17 protein-coding genes and 1 other annotated feature are annotated in these 18,626 nt (G+C 36.9%); of the genes, 11 read left to right on the top strand and 6 right to left on the bottom strand.

Annotated elements, in window-relative coordinates:
* The first annotated feature begins 64 nt into the window (after positions 1-64).
* The 8 genes from hmpA (at position 65) to argF (ending at position 11,466) form a co-directional block, all read left to right on the top strand.
* On the top strand, positions 65-1,285 hold the full coding sequence (gene hmpA, locus GS400_RS10160) for an NO-inducible flavohemoprotein (RefSeq protein ID WP_160101421.1): 1,221 nt from the start codon (positions 65-67) through the stop codon (positions 1,283-1,285).
* A gap of 238 nt (positions 1,286-1,523) precedes the next feature.
* Positions 1,524-1,758, top strand: a binding site (T-box leader).
* Between the two features lie 102 nt (positions 1,759-1,860).
* Positions 1,861-2,898 (top strand): N-acetyl-gamma-glutamyl-phosphate reductase, encoded by a 1,038-nt coding sequence (argC, locus tag GS400_RS10155; protein ID WP_160101419.1) that lies wholly within the window; start codon positions 1,861-1,863, stop codon positions 2,896-2,898.
* Positions 2,899-2,915: 17 nt separating this feature from the next.
* Entirely contained in the window at positions 2,916-4,160 is a 1,245-nt protein-coding gene (gene argJ, locus GS400_RS10150; RefSeq protein ID WP_236561216.1) for a bifunctional ornithine acetyltransferase/N-acetylglutamate synthase, read from the top strand.
* A 15-nt stretch (positions 4,161-4,175) separates the two neighbouring features.
* Complete coding sequence (gene argB / locus GS400_RS10145; protein WP_160101415.1) at positions 4,176-4,985, top strand: acetylglutamate kinase; 810 nt, start codon at positions 4,176-4,178, stop codon at positions 4,983-4,985.
* Entirely contained in the window at positions 4,975-6,165 is a 1,191-nt protein-coding gene (locus GS400_RS10140) for an aspartate aminotransferase family protein (RefSeq protein ID WP_160101413.1), read from the top strand. Before argB ends, GS400_RS10140 begins: the two co-directional genes overlap by 11 nt.
* 11 nt (positions 6,166-6,176) lie before the next feature.
* Positions 6,177-7,271 (top strand): carbamoyl phosphate synthase small subunit, encoded by a 1,095-nt coding sequence (locus GS400_RS10135; RefSeq protein WP_160101411.1) that lies wholly within the window; start codon positions 6,177-6,179, stop codon positions 7,269-7,271.
* On the top strand, positions 7,249-10,497 hold the full coding sequence (gene carB, locus GS400_RS10130; protein WP_160101409.1) for a carbamoyl-phosphate synthase (glutamine-hydrolyzing) large subunit: 3,249 nt from the start codon (positions 7,249-7,251) through the stop codon (positions 10,495-10,497). Before GS400_RS10135 ends, carB begins: the two co-directional genes overlap by 23 nt.
* A complete protein-coding gene (gene argF, locus GS400_RS10125) occupies positions 10,498-11,466 on the top strand; it encodes an ornithine carbamoyltransferase (protein WP_160101407.1) in 969 nt (322 codons plus the stop codon). It begins immediately after the preceding gene.
* Positions 11,467-11,595: 129 nt separating this feature from the next.
* On the opposite strand, the gene GS400_RS10120 is transcribed toward argF, so the two are convergent.
* The 6 genes from GS400_RS10120 to GS400_RS10095 all read right to left on the bottom strand — a co-directional run bounded on the left by GS400_RS10120 (position 11,596) and on the right by GS400_RS10095 (position 16,113).
* A complete protein-coding gene (locus GS400_RS10120) occupies positions 11,596-12,078 on the bottom strand; it encodes a PCYCGC motif-containing (lipo)protein (RefSeq protein WP_236561215.1) in 483 nt (160 codons plus the stop codon).
* A gap of 142 nt (positions 12,079-12,220) precedes the next feature.
* On the bottom strand, positions 12,221-12,553 hold the full coding sequence (locus GS400_RS10115) for an EamA family transporter (protein WP_236561253.1): 333 nt from the start codon (positions 12,551-12,553) through the stop codon (positions 12,221-12,223).
* On the bottom strand, positions 12,540-12,887 hold the full coding sequence (locus GS400_RS10110; protein ID WP_160101403.1) for an EamA family transporter: 348 nt from the start codon (positions 12,885-12,887) through the stop codon (positions 12,540-12,542). The genes GS400_RS10115 and GS400_RS10110 overlap by 14 nt, the downstream gene beginning before the upstream one ends.
* Positions 12,880-14,613: a DUF6020 family protein gene (locus GS400_RS10105; protein WP_160101401.1), complete on the bottom strand. Its 1,734-nt coding sequence runs from the start codon at positions 14,611-14,613 to the stop codon at positions 12,880-12,882. Before GS400_RS10105 ends, GS400_RS10110 begins: the two co-directional genes overlap by 8 nt.
* Complete coding sequence (locus GS400_RS10100) at positions 14,606-15,550, bottom strand: glycosyltransferase family 2 protein (RefSeq protein ID WP_160101399.1); 945 nt, start codon at positions 15,548-15,550, stop codon at positions 14,606-14,608. The genes GS400_RS10105 and GS400_RS10100 overlap by 8 nt, the downstream gene beginning before the upstream one ends.
* Before the next feature lie 218 nt (positions 15,551-15,768).
* Positions 15,769-16,113, bottom strand: a complete 345-nt coding sequence (locus GS400_RS10095; RefSeq protein ID WP_160101397.1) for a four-helix bundle copper-binding protein — start codon at positions 16,111-16,113, stop codon at positions 15,769-15,771.
* A 170-nt stretch (positions 16,114-16,283) separates the two neighbouring features.
* On the opposite strand from GS400_RS10095, the gene resA reads away from it, so the two are divergent.
* From resA to GS400_RS10080, 3 genes are all read left to right on the top strand, one after another.
* The gene (resA, locus tag GS400_RS10090) at positions 16,284-16,838 is read left to right on the top strand and encodes a thiol-disulfide oxidoreductase ResA (RefSeq protein WP_160101395.1); all 555 of its coding nucleotides are present in this window, start codon (positions 16,284-16,286) and stop codon (positions 16,836-16,838) included.
* On the top strand, positions 16,834-17,547 hold the full coding sequence (locus tag GS400_RS10085; RefSeq protein ID WP_304608248.1) for a cytochrome c biogenesis CcdA family protein: 714 nt from the start codon (positions 16,834-16,836) through the stop codon (positions 17,545-17,547). The genes resA and GS400_RS10085 overlap by 5 nt, the downstream gene beginning before the upstream one ends.
* A gap of 113 nt (positions 17,548-17,660) precedes the next feature.
* The gene (locus tag GS400_RS10080; RefSeq protein WP_160101391.1) at positions 17,661-18,566 is read left to right on the top strand and encodes a F510_1955 family glycosylhydrolase; all 906 of its coding nucleotides are present in this window, start codon (positions 17,661-17,663) and stop codon (positions 18,564-18,566) included.
* Positions 18,567-18,626: the final 60 nt, after the last annotated feature.

The raw sequence follows: 18,626 nt of genomic DNA, 5'->3' as shown, positions 1-18,626 counted from the left end.
TTCAGCTGTAGTCGTTTATTAAAATAAAGATAGATCAAAAAACACTTCATTGGAGGTTGCTTTTATGCTATCCACACAACAGAAAGAAATTATTAAGTCTACAGCCCCTATTTTAGAAGAAAAAGGTACTGAAATTACATCACGCTTTTATGAAATGCTTTTTAAAAACCATCCGGAACTATTAAATATATTTAATCAAACGAATCAAAAGAAAGGTCGTCAGCAAACAGCACTAGCAAATTCTATTATTGCTGCTGCCCATAATATAGATCAGTTAGAAAATATTATTCCGGTCGTTAAGCAGATTGCTCATAAACACAGAAGTTTAGGCGTTCTACCAGAACATTATCCGATCGTAGGAGAACACCTTCTACTTGCTATTCAGGATGTTTTAGGAGAAGCGGCAACAGATGAGATCGTAAATGCTTGGAAGGATGCTTATCAAGTTATTGCAGATGTATTTATCGAAATTGAAGATAATATGTATAAAGAAGCTGAAAACCAAGCAGGTGGATGGAGCGGTTATAAGCCTTTCTTCGTAGATCAAAAAATTCAAGAAAGTGACGAAATTACATCATTCTACTTAAAACCTGTGGACGAAACTCCTCTACCTGCGTTTCAACCAGGTCAATACATCGGTGTTGAACTTACAATACCAGGTGATACCTACCGCCACATTCGTCAATACAGTTTATCTGATGCACCCAACAAACCGTATTATCGAATAAGTGTAAAACGAGATGGAGAAGGTAGTGTATCAAACTACTTACATGATGATATAAAAGAGGGAGATACTCTCCCTGTAAGTGCACCAGCTGGGGACTTTGTACTCGATTTTAATAAGAATACACCTGTTGTTTTATTAAGTGGAGGAGTTGGGCTAACACCTCTTACATCCATGCTTAATACTGTTGTTAAAAATCAACCGGAACGCGAGGTTATATTTATCCAAGCAGCACGTAATGGTAACGTACATGGACTTAAGGAAGAGATAGCACAGTTGTCAAATAACAACGAAAATATCACATCATATATCGTGTACTCTGAACCGACTGAAGCGGATCGAAAAGATGGAAACCATGATAAAGAAGGTATAATTACGTTTGAATGGTTACAAGAGGTGTTACCTCACAATGAAATGGACTATTACTTCTGTGGACCTGAGCCTTTTATGGACACTGTTTACAATGCTTTAAAACAACTAGGCGCTGCTGAAGAACAAATCAACTTTGAGTTTTTCGGACCAGCAAAGCCGCTAGAAATAAAACAAAATGTAAATGTATAACATTGAACTTTATTCAAAGAACTATAAAAAGGAGACTAAGTCATCTAGCGATTTAGTCTCTTTTTTATATAGGTAACATTATAATTTTTTACGAACAATTAGATATTTTGATTCATTCCAAACTTTTGATTTTAAAAAATATATAAAATTCACAATTTTTCATAATAAGATTATTGACACAATATAAATGTAATGTATAATAATTTATCAACATACATATTTATTCATAAATGAAAATATAAAATTAATGAAGAAGAGAGTAGTTACATGAAATGTGAGCAGCGAAACGGGGATGGTGGAAGCCCGGTACAGGAAATGTAATGAACCGCACTTTGGAGATGTCAGTTTGTATGAAATATACGTCTTTATACATCTTGACCGGGTTGCTACCGTTATAAAGCTTAAAAGCTGGTTCCTTATGATGGAACAATAAGAGTGGTACCGCGGGTGAAAGGAAAACACTCGCCTCTTTCAAATAAAAAGAGGCGAGTGTTTTTTTATACCTTTTTTCACTTTGAACAAGAAAATCTGCCAATTTATTATCCTATAAAACTTATTGACCTGGAGGGATGACTATGAAAGTAGGGATTATTGGTGCTAATGGTTATGGTGGGGTTGAGTTAATTCGGTTGCTTCAAAACCATCCTTTTGCCGAAATTGAGTTACTTGTTTCCCATTCGACAAGTGGAACGAATATAAAGGAGCTCTATCCACACCTCTTATCCATATTAGAAATGGATTTGGCTCAAGTTAATGTAGGTCAAATAGCAGAAAGTGTAGATGTAGTATTTTTCTCTACCCCACCTGGAGTAAGTCTGGATCTTCTACCCCAGCTCTCAGAAAAGGGAGTATTATGCATTGATTTATCCGGTGACCATCGTTTAATAGATTCTGAAGTATATTCACAGTGGTATCAAAAAGAGCCTGCATCAGCCAATATTTTAAATCAAACGGTTTATGGACTCTCAGAATTAAATAAAGAAAAGATCAAAGGTTCTAATCTGATTGCTAATCCTGGATGTTATCCAACAGCTACTTTACTGGGGATTTTACCTGTGATCAAAGAGGATTGGGTAACATCAAACAGTATCATCATAGACGGTAAAACAGGTGTTTCGGGAGCAGGGAGGAAAAACTCACTAGCGACTCATTTCAGTGAAGTGAATGAAAATGTAAAGGCCTATAAATTGGGAACTCATCAACATATACCAGAGATCGAACAGCTTATTGAATCTTTTTCTGGAAACACAGAAAATATCACTTTTTCAGCTCACCTTGTTCCTATGACTCGAGGCATTATGTGTACGATATATGCTGATTTAAAAGAGCCAGTGACTTCGGAAACCGTAACAGCTTTATATCAATCTTTTTACGAAAATCATCCCTTTGTAAGAGTTAGGGAAACAGGTGACTTACCAAAAACAAAAGAGGTATATGGCTCTAATTACTGTGACATAGGTATTCATTCTGATGAACGAACAAACAGACTAACGATCGTCTCCGTTATTGACAATCTAGTAAAAGGTGCAGCAGGGCAAGCAGTACAAAATATGAACCTACTATTTGGATGGGATGAGACAACAGGGCTAACAAGTGCCCCTATTTATCCATAAACACGGGAGGAATGAAGTTGACAGATTTTGTAACAGAAGTTGATTTATTAGAAACAGAAGATTATAAAGTTATATCTGATGGCAGTGTAATATCACCACAAGGTATTCAAGCTGGTGGCTTCCATTGTGGTATCAAACGAAAGCGACCTGATCTTGGATGGATTTATTCTGAAGTCCCTGCAGAGGCAGCTGGAGTTTATACGACAAATCAATTTCAGGCTGCCCCTCTAAAAGTGACACAGGAAAGTCTTGATGTTGAACAAAAGCTTCAATCTATTCTAGTTAATTCAGGTGTAGCAAATTCCTGTACTGGTGAAGAGGGGCTGCAAAATGCTTATAACATGAGAGCTTTTTTCGCACAACATTTCTCGTTGCCTGAACATTATACTGCTGTAGTCTCAACTGGTCTTATTGGAACACAAATACCGATGGAAAAAGTCAAACAAGGAATCAATCAAATACCTTTTCATGTTCAAGAGGCAGAGCAATTTGGGAGATCTATTTTAACCACGGATACGTTTATCAAACATATCGCAATAGAATTGAACATTGATGGCCAAAAAGTAATCATCGGTGGTGCGGCTAAAGGGTCGGGTATGGTCCACCCAAACATGGCAACGATGCTTAGTTTTATTACAACAGATGCCAAAGTGGACCAAGATGATTTATCTGCAGCTTTACGTGAAATCACCCAGAGCACATTTAATATGATTACAGTTGATGGGGATACGAGTACGAACGATATGGTATTGGCAATGGCAAATGGAATGGCTGAAAATAAGACTTTAACTAAGGATCATCCAGAATGGGATGTGTTTAAGCAAGGACTCAACATCATATGTGAAAGCCTCTCTAAGATGATTGCAAGGGATGGAGAGGGGGCGACTAAACTAATTGAGGTCGAAGTCCAAGGAGCTTCTACCCATGAAGCTGCTCAAAAGATTAGTAAAACGATTGTAGGTTCTAACCTTGTCAAATCTGCAGTGTTTGGGAACGATGCGAACTGGGGCAGGATTGTCAACGCTCTGGGTTATACTGGAGAGCCTATTCAACTTGAAAAACTTAATGTCTATCTAGGAAGTATAACCGTGATAGAGAATGGATCCCCAGTCCTATTTAATGAAGAAGATGCTATAACCTATTTAAACCAAGAGAATATACAAATTTTTGTAGATTTAAAACAAGGGGAGAGCCAGGCAACAGCTTGGGGATGTGACTTAACTTATGATTACGTCAAAATCAATGCGGCATATCGAACATGAAAAGGAGATTTTTATATGAAAACACTCATTATTAAATGTGGCGGTAGCATCTATGAGAAATTACCTGATTCTTTTTACGAAGATATCGTGACATTACAAAGAAGTGGTCAATGCCAACCCATTATTGTTCACGGCGGAGGTCCTTATATCACAACAGCTCTTAATAAATATGGTGTTAAAACGACCTTTCATGAAGGGCTGCGGGTAACAAGCTCTGAAGTACTTGACATTGTCGAGATGGTATTAAGTGGAACAATTAATAAACAAATTGTTGCCAATTTAAAAAAAGCAAAGGGAAATTCATTTGGCTTAAGTGGGGTTGATGGTCAACTCATTCAAGCTGCCCCCATTACAGAGGACCATCCACTTGGGTTTGTAGGTAAAGTACAGCGTGCCCAAACAGACATTGTGGAACACCTAGCTAAACAAGGATACATCCCAGTCATATCACCTCTTGGAATCGATGATAATGGACAAAAGTATAATATCAATGGTGATGTTGTAGCTGCTGCAATTGCTCAGGAACTCAATGCAAACATCTGCTTTATAAGTGATGTACCAGGTATTCAATTGGAGGAAGAAGGACTTACTTCTGTACTAAAAACAGCATCTCATCACCAAATTGAAAGCATGATTAATGAAAATAAGATCAGCGGTGGAATGCTACCAAAAGTTAATGCCGCTTTAGATAGTCTTAAATATGGGGTGTCAGAAGCCATCATACTGAATGGTTTAGATTCAAATAGTTTACTAGATTACCTTAATGGAAAAGAGGTCGGAACAAAAATCACTCTTGATAAGGAGGAATCTTCTTATGCCACATAACCAAAACATAGCTGATCATACGGTAATGACAACATACAATCGTCTTCCTGTAACACTTCTTTCAGGAAAAGGCAGTTATGTCTGGGATGAAAATGCTGATTATTTTCTAGATTATACCTCAGGCATTGCCACATGTAACCTTGGCCATGTTCCAGAACGTGTAAAAGAAAAGGTAGAGGAACAAGTAAATAAGCTATGGCATTGCTCAAATTTATATCATATCCCTACTCAAGAACATCTCGCTACTAAATTGACTGAATTAAGTTGTACAGACCAAGTCTTTTTTTGTAACAGTGGGGCAGAAGCAAATGAAGCAGCAATTAAACTGGCAAGAAGATATTCACATAAATGTAAAGAGCAGGACCCTAGTGAAATCGTGACTTTTTCTCAATCATTTCATGGTCGGACATTGGCAACGTTAACAGCAACAGGTCAGGAAAAAATCCAAGATGGTTTCGCTCCGTTACCTGGTGGCTTCCGTTATCTTCCTTACAATGATTTCGAAGCATTAAACGAAATTAACCAAGAACATACCATTGCTGTTATGCTCGAACTCATTCAAGGCGAGGGGGGAGTCATTCCAGCCAACCCAGAATGGATTCAACAATTAGCTAAGATCTGTCATGACAAAGGCATATTACTTATGGTTGATGAAGTTCAAACAGGGATCGGTCGAACTGGGACTCTATTTGCTTATGAGCAATTTGGTATTGAGCCAGACGTGATTACATTGGCTAAAGGGCTTGGTTCTGGATTTCCGGTTGGTGCTGTTCTAGCAAAAGAAAATGTTGCTAAAGCTTTCGTTCCAGGTAGCCATGCCAGTACATTTGGCGGAAATCCCCTTGCTACTACAGCAGCTTTAGCTACTCTCGAAACCATCCAAGTACAAGAGGTACTAAAGCAATGTAATGTAAACAGTTTTTATTTAAAACAACAACTCGAAGATTTAAAAGCTCAATTTCCAGAGATCATCTTTGACATTCGGGGTGAAGGGTTCCTTTTAGGAATGGAAACAAGGCATCAGGCAATCGATATTGTGAATAAAGCACGTGAACATAACGTCTTGATTCTAACAGCCGGTCAGCATGTAGTTAGAATTTTGCCTCCACTTACAACAGATAAAAATGAAATAGATTTATTTATTAACGTAATGAGAAATATTTTTAACACCTTAGAATAGGAGAGTCGTAAATGGATAAAGGATATTTACTATTAGAAGACGGAGAACTATTTGAAGGCATCTCGATTGGGGATGATGAACTCTCGACAGGAGAAGTAGTCTTTAATACTAGTATGACAGGGTATCAAGAAATTCTAACAGATCCTTCTTATGCGGGCCAAATTATGACCTTTTGCTACCCTTTAATCGGTAATTATGGTGTAAATCATTTAGATGACGAAAGCCAAAATGTGCATGTATCTGGAGTTATTATTAGCGATTTATGTAGTAAACCGAGTCACTATGCATCATTTCAAACTTTTGCAGATTACCTCAAAAATGAAGGCGTTCCGTGCTTAGCTGGTGTAGATACACGAGCGCTTGTGAAAAAAATCCGAAATAACGGAACAATGAAGGGGGTCATAACAAAAAATCCTGAGTCCTTTTCATCCTTTAATGATCACGCTCTATTCGACACTTCATTAGTACCTCAAGTATCTACAAAGGAAGTCAAAACCTATGAGGGAAACGGTCCTCATATTGCACTGATTGATTATGGATATAAGAAGTCAATTTTAAAAGCGCTACTGGAAGAAGGATGTAAAGTAACCGTTATGCCGTATTGTACAACCTATTTACAATTATGCCAGTACAATCCTAATGGAGTCTTGCTTAGTAATGGTCCTGGAGATCCAACAGCTTTATCAGAATGGCTTCCGGAAATTAAAAGCATAACAAAAAAGTATCCAACACTGGGTATTTGCCTTGGTCACCAGCTCGTTGCATTGGCTTACAGTGCGAACACAGACCAATTGCCTTTTGGTCATAGAGGAGGTAACCATCCTATTAAGGAAATTGAAACAGGGAAGGTGTGGATTACTTCGCAAAACCACGGCTATGTGGTGACCGAACAAAGTGTTGATGATGATGAGTTTATTATTACGTATAAAAATGTAAATGATCAGTCCATAGAAGGGTTAAAACATCGTATATACCCAATTGAAACCGTGCAGTTTCACCCTGAAGCCCATCCAGGACCAATCGATACCTATCAAATATTTAAGCAATTTTTACAAAAAATCAAACAAACGGGTGAGATGACATATGCCTTTGCAGAAGAATATTAATAAAGTTTTAGTGATTGGTTCAGGTCCCATCATCATTGGTCAAGCTGCTGAATTTGACTATGCAGGGACCCAAGCTTGTTTAGCATTAAAAGAAGAAAATATAGAAGTTGTCCTTATTAATAATAATCCGGCTACCATCATGACCGATGAAACAATGGCAGATAAGGTATATATGGAACCATTAACCGTATCTTCCATTGAACAAGTAATCAAAAAAGAAAATCCCGATGGAATTATTGGAACGCTCGGCGGCCAAACAGGCTTAAATCTAACAGTACAATTATATGAAAATGGGATTCTAGATCAGTATGGCGTTGATGTTCTGGGAACTCCAATTCAATCCATACAGCAGGGAGAAGACAGAGAAAAGTTTCGAAAGCTAATGCTGGATATTGAGGAACCGATCGCTGAATCGAAAATCATTCATACGTATGAAGAAGGATATGAGTTTGTTCAAAACATTGGCTTTCCAGTCATCATTCGTCCTGCCTATACCTTAGGTGGCTCGGGCGGAGGAGTAGCTGTAAATGAAGAAGAGTTAGACTCCATTTTAAAAAATGGATTACATTTAAGTCCGATCAATCAAGTGTTAATCGAAAAAAGTATTAAAGGTTGGAAGGAACTCGAGTATGAAGTTATGCGAGACTCCAATGATACATGCTTGACGGTTTGCAATATGGAAAACATAGATCCAGTCGGCGTACACACAGGGGATTCCATGGTTGTTGCCCCATCGCAGACACTTACAGATGTTCAATACCAAAAGCTTAGAACAGCTTCGGTTAAAATTATTCGGGAATTAGGAATTATCGGTGGATGTAATATTCAATTTGCGATCGACCCTGATTCTGATCAATATTGCATTATTGAAGTGAATCCAAGGGTCAGCCGATCCTCAGCACTTGCCTCAAAAGCAACGGGCTATCCGATTGCCAGTATGGCAGCAAAATGCTCAATAGGATTTCATTTAGACGAAATTCCAAATCCGATTACAGGAACAACATTCGCAGCCTTCGAACCGGCACTTGATTACGTCATTGTCAAGTTACCTCGTTTTCCTTTTGATAAATTCACGGAAGCTGACCGTGAATTAGGGACGCAGATGAAAGCTACAGGTGAGGTGATGGCCATTGATAGAACATTTGAGGGTGCCCTCTATAAGGGTTTACGGTCATTAGAGCTAAATGGAATTTCAGGGCTATACAATCCATCATTTAATAATGTTGAAGAAAGTACACTCCATTATCATTTAGAAAAGGCAACAGACATACGTTTATTTGCTATCGCTGAACTATTTAGACGTGGTACAGAAATAGAACAGGTTCAAAAGATCACACAAATGGATTTATGGTTCTTAGAAAAAATAAGAGACCTTGTAGAAATGGAAACCAAGTTATCTTATTATACTTGGGATCAAGTGCCTGATTCCTTGATTAAGCAAGTAAAACTCTTCAATATGAGTGATCATCGGATTGCTCAAATCTATGAAGTTGATGAAGAAAAGGTCAGGGAAAAAATAAGATTACTAGGTATGAAACATCGTTACAAGCTTGTCGATACTTGTTCAGCTGAATTTGAAGCGAAAACCCCATATTACTACTCAACTAAGCTTGGTGAAGATGAAGTAGAGATCAATCAGAAACCGAAAATTCTCATCGTCGGGTCTGGGCCAATACGAATTGGTCAGGGAGTAGAATTTGATTATTGTTCTGTACAGGCAACTTTCGCAGTGAAAGAGAAGGGATATGAAGCAATTGTTATCAATAATAATCCAGAAACCGTTAGCACGGATTATTCCATCGCAGACAAACTCTATTTTGAACCATTGGCTTTAGAGGATGTTTTAAATGTTGTTGAGAAAGAAAAGGTTGATGGTGTTCTTTTACAATTTGGAGGACAATCAGCTATTAATCTCGCCAACGGATTAAAGGATGCAGGGGTTCCGATATTAGGTACTTCTACTGAGGCAATTGATCAATTAGAAGATCGTAACCATTTCTATCAATTGTTAAAACAATTGAACATTCCTCATATACAAGGGGAAACTGTATATAACAGTCATGAATTACGTGAAACAGCTGAGGAATTAGGTTTCCCTATACTAGTGAGACCTTCCTATGTTATCGGTGGGCAATCGATGTACACATTCTATCATTCTCATGATTTGGAGAATTACATGAAACGTCAAATTGAAAATTCCGCGGAATCTTGGCCTCTATTAGTTGATCGGTATGTACCAGGAGCTGAATGTGAAATTGATGCTGTCTGTGACGGAAAAAATGTATATATCCCAGGAGTTTTTGAGCACATAGAGAAAGCAGGTGTGCATTCTGGAGATAGTATTACGATTTTTCCTTCCGTTTCTTATCCAGACTCTATAAAAGAAACGATTGCTGATTATACCAAGCGTATTTGCAGAGCTTTAAACATTTGCGGGTTATTAAACATACAATTTGTCATTCACGAAGATATTGTATATATCCTTGAAGTGAATCCACGTTCATCCCGTACTGTCCCGATCGTTAATAAAGTAACAGGACTGTCGTTGATAGAGGCAGCGGTAAGGGTTCAACTGGGAGATAATTTACAATCTCAAGGATTAAAGGATGGACTAATTGACCAGGCCTGCTATTATGCTGTGAAAGCTCCTGTTTTCTCAACCAGCAAATTACGACATGTTGACCAGGTTTTAGGACCGGAAATGAAATCGACAGGTGAACGTTTAGGACTTGGGGAAGATGTAGAAGATGCACTAGATAAAGCTTTATTTATGGGAGAAAAAAATCCATTACACTATTCTGAACAAAAGAATGTTATATTTGTTACCATTTCTGAACGAGAAAAAGCAGAAAGCCTAGAGCAATTGATAAGAATTAAAGAAGAAGGCTTTCAGATTATTTCTACTCCTGGTACCGCCCAATTCCTTAGCGACCATGGTATCACTGTATCTGAATCTGTAAATGATATAGCTTCTATTAAACATTGGATGTCAAATGGTCAAGTTGCTGGCGTCTTAAATATACCTAAGCAGGGACGAAACAAAGAAACATTAGGTTCTAACATAAGAGAACTTGCCATTCGCTATCAAGTACCATTATTCACAGCGATCGACACCTTTGAAGCAGCTATGAAACTATCGGAGCGTAAAAGTTTATTATCTGTAGCAACGCTTTCCGAATACAGAAGTTTGGCTGCAAATTCATCTATCCAAGAAGGAGTGAAGTAAATGAGTATCAATATTGTACAAGAGAAGAGTTCGTCTCAAATGACTAAAAAATATAAAAACTTTTTAACTCTTAATGATTTTAATAGCAAAGACATTTATGAACTGTTAGATCAAGCTATGGAAATGAAAAGACAGCAAAAGAGAGGGATTCCTCATCCTTATTTAAAGGGTAAGGTATTAGGAATGATTTTCGAGAAATCCTCCACACGAACGCGTGTATCTTTTGAAGTTGGTATGAAACAGTTAGGAGGTGATGGAATATTCTTAAATGCGAATGACCTTCAATTAGGAAGAGGCGAATCGATAGAGGATACAGCGAAGGTTCTATCCCGCTATGTAGATGGCATCATGATACGAACGTTTGAACATACAACCATTGAAGAACTTGCTCACCATGCGGATGTACCGATTATTAATGGGTTGACGGATATGCATCATCCCACTCAAGTGCTAGCTGATCTATTAACGATTTATGAGTATAAAGGAACGTTATCTAACCTTAAAATATGCTATGTTGGTGATGGTCATAATAACATGTGTCATTCATTACTTGAAGGCGCAGCATGTGTAGGTATGGATCTATCAATTGCAACACCAGAAGGTTATCAACCTGCTGAAGAAATCTTTGAAAAAACAAAGCAGAAAGCCCTAGGTAAGGGTAGCCAAATAACCTATACAAATTCACCTCAGGAAGCTGCTGAACAGGCTGATGTAATTGTAACGGACGTGTGGGCAAGCATGGGTCAAGAGGAGGAAGCGAAACAACGCTTTGAAGCATTCCGTTCTTACCAAGTTAACTCCCCTATATGTGAAGCTGCCAAAGAAGACTTTATCTTTCTTCATTGTTTACCAGCACATCGAGAAGAGGAAGTAACTTCTGAAATTATAGATGGTCCAAACTCAGTCGTATATGACGAAGCCGAAAACCGTTTGCATGCTCAAAAGGCAATATTAAAAAACTTATTGTAAGTGCTTTAGTTGATTCATAAAGGTATCTTTTAAACAGTAGTTCAGTTTTGGATGCAAAGTATAATTTGCACCCTTAATTGAACTACTATTTATGTTATTCAGTAAAAAGTCATTATTGTAGAATAGGCTTTACGATTTAACAGGTGGAGTAGGTGTTGGTTTTGCAAAGTCTCCATTATTATACGTTTCATCTATCATATTTCTTATTTCTTTGATTGATTTGCCTTCATTATACTTGTTGATAGACTCTACAGCTGTTTCTAAGCAAACCCCACATTTTGTTGCATGATCATCCCAAACGACAGAACCCGTTTTAGTATCATCATAAACAAAACAGTCATAATTGCTTTTATGATTAACGGATTCACCACAACCACAATAACATGGCATTTGTTCAACAACTTCTTTGTGGTTTACAACCGCTTCGTAAATCACACTCATTTGTTCTGGCTTTTCATCTAAGAAAGAGGGAAGCACACTTGCAGATTTAGTTTCTTCACGAATATCTCCAATAGTTGAATTACTAAAGTCCTGATTTGTATTTTCTTCCTGTTGACCACAACCAGAAGTGGCAATAGTCATAACAAGAAGACCAACTAGGAGAATTGACATCTTAAGTTTTCGTAACATCTTTCATCAATCCTTATTCATTATATTTACCACTAGCATTATATCATGAAGTTTAAGAGATGGTTTACTATAGTTTTTTACAAAGCTATGACAAAAAAAGCACTCTCCTAGAGGAGAATGCTTTTTATAAAACTAATAATACAGAACCAAATGATATTAGTAGAACTCCGATCATTTTCTTAATAGTAATTTTCTCATGTAAAAAATAAGCCGATAAAATCATGGTCCAAATATAGGTGACTGATGTAATAGGGTAAACAACCGTATAAGGAAGTAACGTTAATAAATATATATTGAGTAGTGCTCCTGACATATAAAACGTTCCACCGATACCCAGTTGCGTAATAAAGGATACATTGAATCCAAAGGGATGATCACTAGCTTTTTTAAAGAAAAAGCCTCCGAGAGAACCGAACAATGTCATAAAGATGATGAGTAATAGCTTAATGATCTCCACCCCCAATGAGAATAACTCCTATAATAATGAGTAACATCCCCAGTAAGTGTAATAGGCCTATGCTTTCGCCGACAAAAAACACCCCGAGGAAAAGAGCGAACACATACCCTAAACTAAGCAAAGGGTGGAGGACAGATAAACTTCCGAACCTAAAAGATACTATCATTAGAACAGCGCCAATGAAGTAAAAGATAAAGCCACCAATTAAATCCAAGTTAATACCAGCGCCCGAAAGTTTCCAATACATTTGACCAAGAGAGATCAGGAACGCTGCTATTGTCATCAGAATAATACCTGTACGATTTTCTTTAATGGATCTTGTAAATCTATTCATATAAAACCCTCTTGTCATCTCGCCCAATCCACATTACTGCAATTAAGAATAGGGCAAGTGGTACATTGGAGAACAAATATCTAAATTCTTGTGCAGGGAGACTAGCTGCTACAGAACCTACATTTAACAGGACAGGTAAGGCAATCAACCAGATGCTACTACTTTTACCGTGTTTCATAACGGCAGTAAATGTTAGAAATAGAATGGTTAATAAATAACTAGCTGGTCGCCATATCGTTGTTAGAAAGTTCTCTTGGCTATCCTCTAGATACTCTCGCATATCTTTCGTGAGCTTTTCATCAATTACCTTATTTTCCAAACCATATTCATTGTTCAGATAAATGTTGGTTACGTATTTCGAAGTGTAGCCAGGATCTTTCGGTTCATGCATTTGCCATACAACCGAGGTTTCTCTTAAAAACGCCTCTAGTGCTAAACCAGGATTTTGTATAACCATACCAGACCATACCTTCAGAAATGTACCAAAAGTCTCTGATATATAGACATCATCATATTCACCTGAAAATTTAAGTGGGTCAACCTTGTAAGGATGGTAATATTTTTTCCATATTTCAAGTGGCATAACTTCACTTATATATTCTTTTTGTTCTTGTGTCATATCTCCATTTTCCACAATATTGGCTATTTGTTGTGTTGGGATGCCAAGAGCTTCTTTTAGTTCAGTAGGCTCCACATTAAACGCTGAAAAGACTGGACCTGTTACAATTAGATAGATTCCTATGATTGCTATGAAATTTAACAATAGTGGTTTCCATTGTTTCCTGAATACAATAAAGAGAAAAACACCTGTGACAAGAAAAACAGGGAAACCGTTATGTCGAAAGAAGACTACAGCTAATGAAGTAATTAACAGAAGGATCAAGTTTCTCTTTTTGTCTAACCAAAGTCCTCTTGTAAAAACCATATTAAATATGAGTACACAAAACAGAAATAGAACAAAACTATATAAAATATCCTTCCAAAGGGTGATGGAGAAAATACCAAGTACTGGCCAGGCTGCAGCTACAACACTAAATAGAGCTAATGCTAGGAAAGAAACTCCTTTTTTCTCAATTGACTTCATACTGTATGCCCAAATTAAAGCCATCATAATGATTTGAAATGATGAAATAATAGCAGGTGAATCCCAAATCTGAAGTAGAGCTGTTAGTAACCAGGTATGAACAATAGGATGCCAGTTATTCCATTCATAGGAGTGCGCCTGCCCCCATTGAGCTAATGAATCTGGAGTCATTGTACCTGGGTAAAAAGCGATCAAGTAAAGAGCCCATCCAACAACAGGGATCATAAAATAAATCAAAAAACTAAACTTTAAAGAACTTCCATGGACGTTAAGTCTAAATATGATCTCCATTAAACCAAGTAACAGCCCTACATAGACAAAATATGTAATCAAATAGGTCACGATCTGCATGATTGTGGTCTCAATATGAGATTGATCAGGGGCTGTACTAATTATAATAAGTATTGGAAATACGAGAACAAATAGAAGACTCCATACGTTATGAGACACTTTAAAGATCTCAAACTGATCATACTTATTCGTGATAAGAAAGATTGATACGGCAAATAGACAAAACACAATGACACCAATAATCATAGTAAATTTATAAAAAGGCTCATAGAAAGAAATGATACCTGCTGTAGCTATGAAGCTTGCTACAGCAGATACCATTCCACGTATGAGAACATTTGAGTTACTCATCGCCTTTCCTCCTGATTCGATCATAAAGTTGATTTAGTTCAAGTTCATACTGTTTTCGGTTCGTTGCTGACATAACGTCTAAAATTAGGCCGCAAGCAAATGAAAGAACACCAAGTATCATAAATCCCGTTGCAAGTATAGCGGAAGGGACCTTTGAAACAAAACCTGTTTGAATAAACTCTGAGATAACTGGTATGCCCACTAGTAGACCGAACAAGATAAAAATCATTGTCCATAAGGAGAAAAAAACAAATGGCTTATACTCTTTGAATAAAGTAAAGATCATTTTCAGTACTTTAAATCCATCTGAAAATGTATTAAGCTTAGACTCGCTACCTTCAGGGCGATCACGATAATCGATTGGGACCTCTTGAATGAGGAATTTTTTATCCAAAGAATGAATGCTCATTTCCGTTTCAATAGCAAAGCCAGAGCTCATTACGGGCATGGACTTTACAAAGAGCTGATCGAATGCTCGATATCCCGTCATAATATCCGTAATATCACTTTTATATAAACGATTAATAAGACCTTTAACCAAGTTATTACCAAAACTATGAAAACTACGCTGGTTTTCATCATAATACGTACCGTTGCTTAGACGATCACCTATGGTCATATTGGCTTTCTTTTCCCGAACCGGTCGAATAAGATCATGAACAAATTCAGGTGGATACGTATCATCACCATCAGCCATGACATAGATGTCTGCCTCAATTTCACGGAACATAGAACGAACTACATTCCCTTTTCCTTGTCGCCATTCTTTCCTTACAATAGCTCCATGCTTTTCAGCGACTTCGGAAGTACGGTCAGAAGAATTATTGTCATAAACATAAATATCAGCATTAGGAAGTTCGGAACGGAAGTCTTCTATCACTTTCCCAATGGTTTGTTCCTCGTTATAACAAGGAAGAAGTATTGCAATTCTTTCCATAAAGCACCTCTTATTCTGCAATTTCACGGACAAAGTCTAGAATATCAGATACAGTGATAGCTTGCTATAAATAATGTATCCTTCATCTATTCTCCTTATTAGTAAGTTATACCCATTTATAAGATGAGCATGCGTTAAATTATATCAAACCTAAAAAACAAAAAATCCGTATCCCAATGAGGAACTCGGATTTTTAGCGATATTTTTATGTGTTTAATTTAAGCAGACATCTTTCTACATTCATCAGCACAAGTACGACAAATCTGAGCGCATTCCTGACAATGTTTGTCCTGGAACTTCTCACATTCAGTTGCACATTGCTCACAAATGGTCGCACATAGCGTACATAATTGCTTAGCAAACTGGCTATTTCGTGACATATATTGTGTAGCTTGAGCACAAATTTCAGCACAATCATTAAGGGTGCTAATGCAATGTAGTCGATTTTGCACATCAGATTCATTCATACATGCGTAGTAACATTCCTCACAAGCACGCACACATTTAAGACACTCTTCTATACAAGCATCCATGTTAGTTGGTGATGTTGATAATACTCCCATAATTTAACCCTCCAAAAATATTTTTGAACAAGCTTATATTGTCTAAAGGGATTGGCCTTTATTCTTATGCAGGCAAATTGTAAAATTCTTTTCACATCTATTTGCACTGATTTTGGACATTTGTTTGATAAAAATTATATGAACCATCATCGTAAATAGGAGGATAAACTATGAAAAAAACAAAGAAGAGACTCTTTTTTCGTTTAGGAATTTTAACATTGTTTGTAGCAGCTATCGTGTATATGCTCTATCAAAGTTTTACAGAGGAGGATCAGGACTTCATTAAAGCTGGTGACAAAGCACCAGATTTTGTGTTAAAAACACTCTCGGGTGAAAAAGTTCAATTAAGTGATTACCAAGGTAAGGGTGTATTTTTAAATTTTTGGGCAACTTACTGTCCTCCATGTAAAAAAGAAATGCCTTTTATGGAAAACCAATATCAACATTTTAAAGACAAAGGAGTTAAAGTATTAGCTGTAGATGTAGGAGAACCTAGAGTTACAGTTCAAGGTTTTGTAGAAGAGTATGGCTTAACCTTTCCTATACCGATGGATCAAAACAAGGACGTTCTAGATGCATATGGGGTTGGACCTATTCCCGTAACGTTCCTTATAAATAAAGAAGGAATCGTTGAAAAACGTGTAACTGCTGGTTTAACGGAACAAGATATTCGAAGGTTTATGTTGCAAATCCAACCTGAAGAATATAAAAAGGAGAACAATTAAAATGGAAGTAACTTTACTATTAGCTTTTGGAGCGGGATTGCTCTCTTTTTTATCTCCTTGCTGCCTTCCCCTTTATCCTGCTTTCCTCTCCTATATAACTGGTATGTCAGTAGATGAATTAAAGCATGGGCAGGGATTGACGCAAAAACGAGCCTTACTTCACACTTTGTTTTTCTTGGTAGGTTTTTCTGTTGTTTTTATAGCACTTGGTTTTTCGACATCATTTGTAGGTGAATTCTTTATAACAAACGATGAATTAATAAGACAATTAGGAGCTATTTTTATAACCTTTATGGGATTTGTGGTTATTGGGTTTTTTAGGCCAGAATTTCTTATGAAGGATCGTAGCATCAAATTTAAGAATCGTCCACAAGGGTATATGGGTTCAAGCCTAATAGGATTAGGTTTCGCGGCTGGATGGACACCTTGTACAGGTCCAATTCTTGCAGCTGTTATTGCAATGGGAGTATCTAATCCACAAAGTGCTATGTTCTATATGATGGCATATATTCTTGGTTTTTCTATTCCATTTTTTATTATGTCGTTCTTTATTGGGCGTATGAAATGGATAAAAAGGTACAACCGATTATTCATAAAAATCGGAGGATTTACCATGATTGTAATGGGGATTTTTTTATTCTTCGGATGGATGACTAAACTAACGTCTTTCCTATCCAATCAATTTTTTGGAGGGTTTACAGGTTTCTGATGTTGTTAATCATGAAAATGTACACAAATTAGACAAGTTTCTTGCACAGTTTTTTGATAATTGATTTGTATAATTCAGGTACCATTTAATGAAATAAGAAGGGAAGAATAAGAATGCGACAAAAAATAACTTTACTTAGTGTTCTATTAAGCGTCTTACTATTAGGGGCATGTGGTCAATCTAATCAAAGTGACCAAGAGTTTTTAACAGAATTTGATGGAAAATTAGAACATGTTCATGGAATAGGTTACATGGGGGAGAAAGGAATCGCTTTCGCATCCCACGATGGTTTAAAGTTTTATAAAGAGAAGACATGGTATGCTACAACAGATCAAAACAATGATTATATGGGATTTAATGTAGTCGATAAGGGCTTTTATACAAGTGGGCATCCTGGTAAAGGATCCAAACTTCCTAACCCTTTAGGGATTCAAAAAAGTTCCGATGATGGGAAAAACTTATCCGATGTAGCTTTCGAAGGAGACTTCGACTTTCATTCGATGGGCGTAGGTGATATCAACCATGCCATATACGTCTATAATGGTCATGGTAATACCCAATTAAGTTCTGGATTACATAAGACATTAGACGAAGGGGACTCTTGGGAACGTGTTAAAGGAGAAGGGATAAATGGGGAAATTGTAGCCATAGCCGTTCATCCAACTAACGAAAAAATGATTGCTGTAACCACTAAAAATGGAGTTTATTTATCTGAAGACGGAGGAGAGAAATTTTTACCTTTAGAAGAAAACGTAAATGGAACAGCAGTATATTTCAGTGAGAATAAACTTTGGTATGGAACATTTTATTCAAAACCTCAGCTTACGACATATGACTTAGAAGAAGAAACAAAAGAACAGATATCCCTTCCTAAGTTAGGGCAAGATGCTGTAGCTTATTTTGATAAAAAGCAGGAATCTGATGAAATGGTCATTTACACATATCAAAATCATGCTTATATTACCAAAAATAAGGGTGAAAAATGGAGTCAAATTGTCACATCAGGGAAAGTTGACTAAAAGATCTATAAAATCTGCTTAGTACTAAGCAGATTTTTGTTTATTTAATAAAGTTTATAC

Origin of the sequence: Pontibacillus sp. HMF3514 (assembly GCF_009858175.1) — a bacterium.
Classification (GTDB): Bacteria; Bacillota; Bacilli; order Bacillales; family BH030062; genus Pontibacillus.
Note: the sequence above shows the minus strand (reverse complement) of the source record. Positions and strands in the feature narration are given on the sequence as shown.

What these genes read in the sequence shown, in the direction of transcription:
- hmpA (WP_160101421.1), top strand. Translation starts at nt 65, where the DNA reads ATGCTATCCACACAACAGAAAGAAATTATTAAGTCTACAGCCCCTATT.
- argC (WP_160101419.1), top strand. Translation starts at nt 1,861, where the DNA reads ATGAAAGTAGGGATTATTGGTGCTAATGGTTATGGTGGGGTTGAGTTA.
- argB (WP_160101415.1), top strand. Translation starts at nt 4,176, where the DNA reads ATGAAAACACTCATTATTAAATGTGGCGGTAGCATCTATGAGAAATTA.
- GS400_RS10140 (WP_160101413.1), top strand. Translation starts at nt 4,975, where the DNA reads ATGCCACATAACCAAAACATAGCTGATCATACGGTAATGACAACATAC.
- GS400_RS10135 (WP_160101411.1), top strand. Translation starts at nt 6,177, where the DNA reads ATGGATAAAGGATATTTACTATTAGAAGACGGAGAACTATTTGAAGGC.
- carB (WP_160101409.1), top strand. Translation starts at nt 7,249, where the DNA reads ATGCCTTTGCAGAAGAATATTAATAAAGTTTTAGTGATTGGTTCAGGT.
- argF (WP_160101407.1), top strand. Translation starts at nt 10,498, where the DNA reads ATGAGTATCAATATTGTACAAGAGAAGAGTTCGTCTCAAATGACTAAA.
- GS400_RS10120 (WP_236561215.1), bottom strand. Translation starts at nt 12,078, where the DNA reads ATGTCAATTCTCCTAGTTGGTCTTCTTGTTATGACTATTGCCACTTCT.
- GS400_RS10110 (WP_160101403.1), bottom strand. Translation starts at nt 12,887, where the DNA reads ATGAATAGATTTACAAGATCCATTAAAGAAAATCGTACAGGTATTATT.
- GS400_RS10105 (WP_160101401.1), bottom strand. Translation starts at nt 14,613, where the DNA reads ATGAGTAACTCAAATGTTCTCATACGTGGAATGGTATCTGCTGTAGCA.
- GS400_RS10100 (WP_160101399.1), bottom strand. Translation starts at nt 15,550, where the DNA reads ATGGAAAGAATTGCAATACTTCTTCCTTGTTATAACGAGGAACAAACC.
- GS400_RS10095 (WP_160101397.1), bottom strand. Translation starts at nt 16,113, where the DNA reads ATGGGAGTATTATCAACATCACCAACTAACATGGATGCTTGTATAGAA.
- resA (WP_160101395.1), top strand. Translation starts at nt 16,284, where the DNA reads ATGAAAAAAACAAAGAAGAGACTCTTTTTTCGTTTAGGAATTTTAACA.
- GS400_RS10080 (WP_160101391.1), top strand. Translation starts at nt 17,661, where the DNA reads ATGCGACAAAAAATAACTTTACTTAGTGTTCTATTAAGCGTCTTACTA.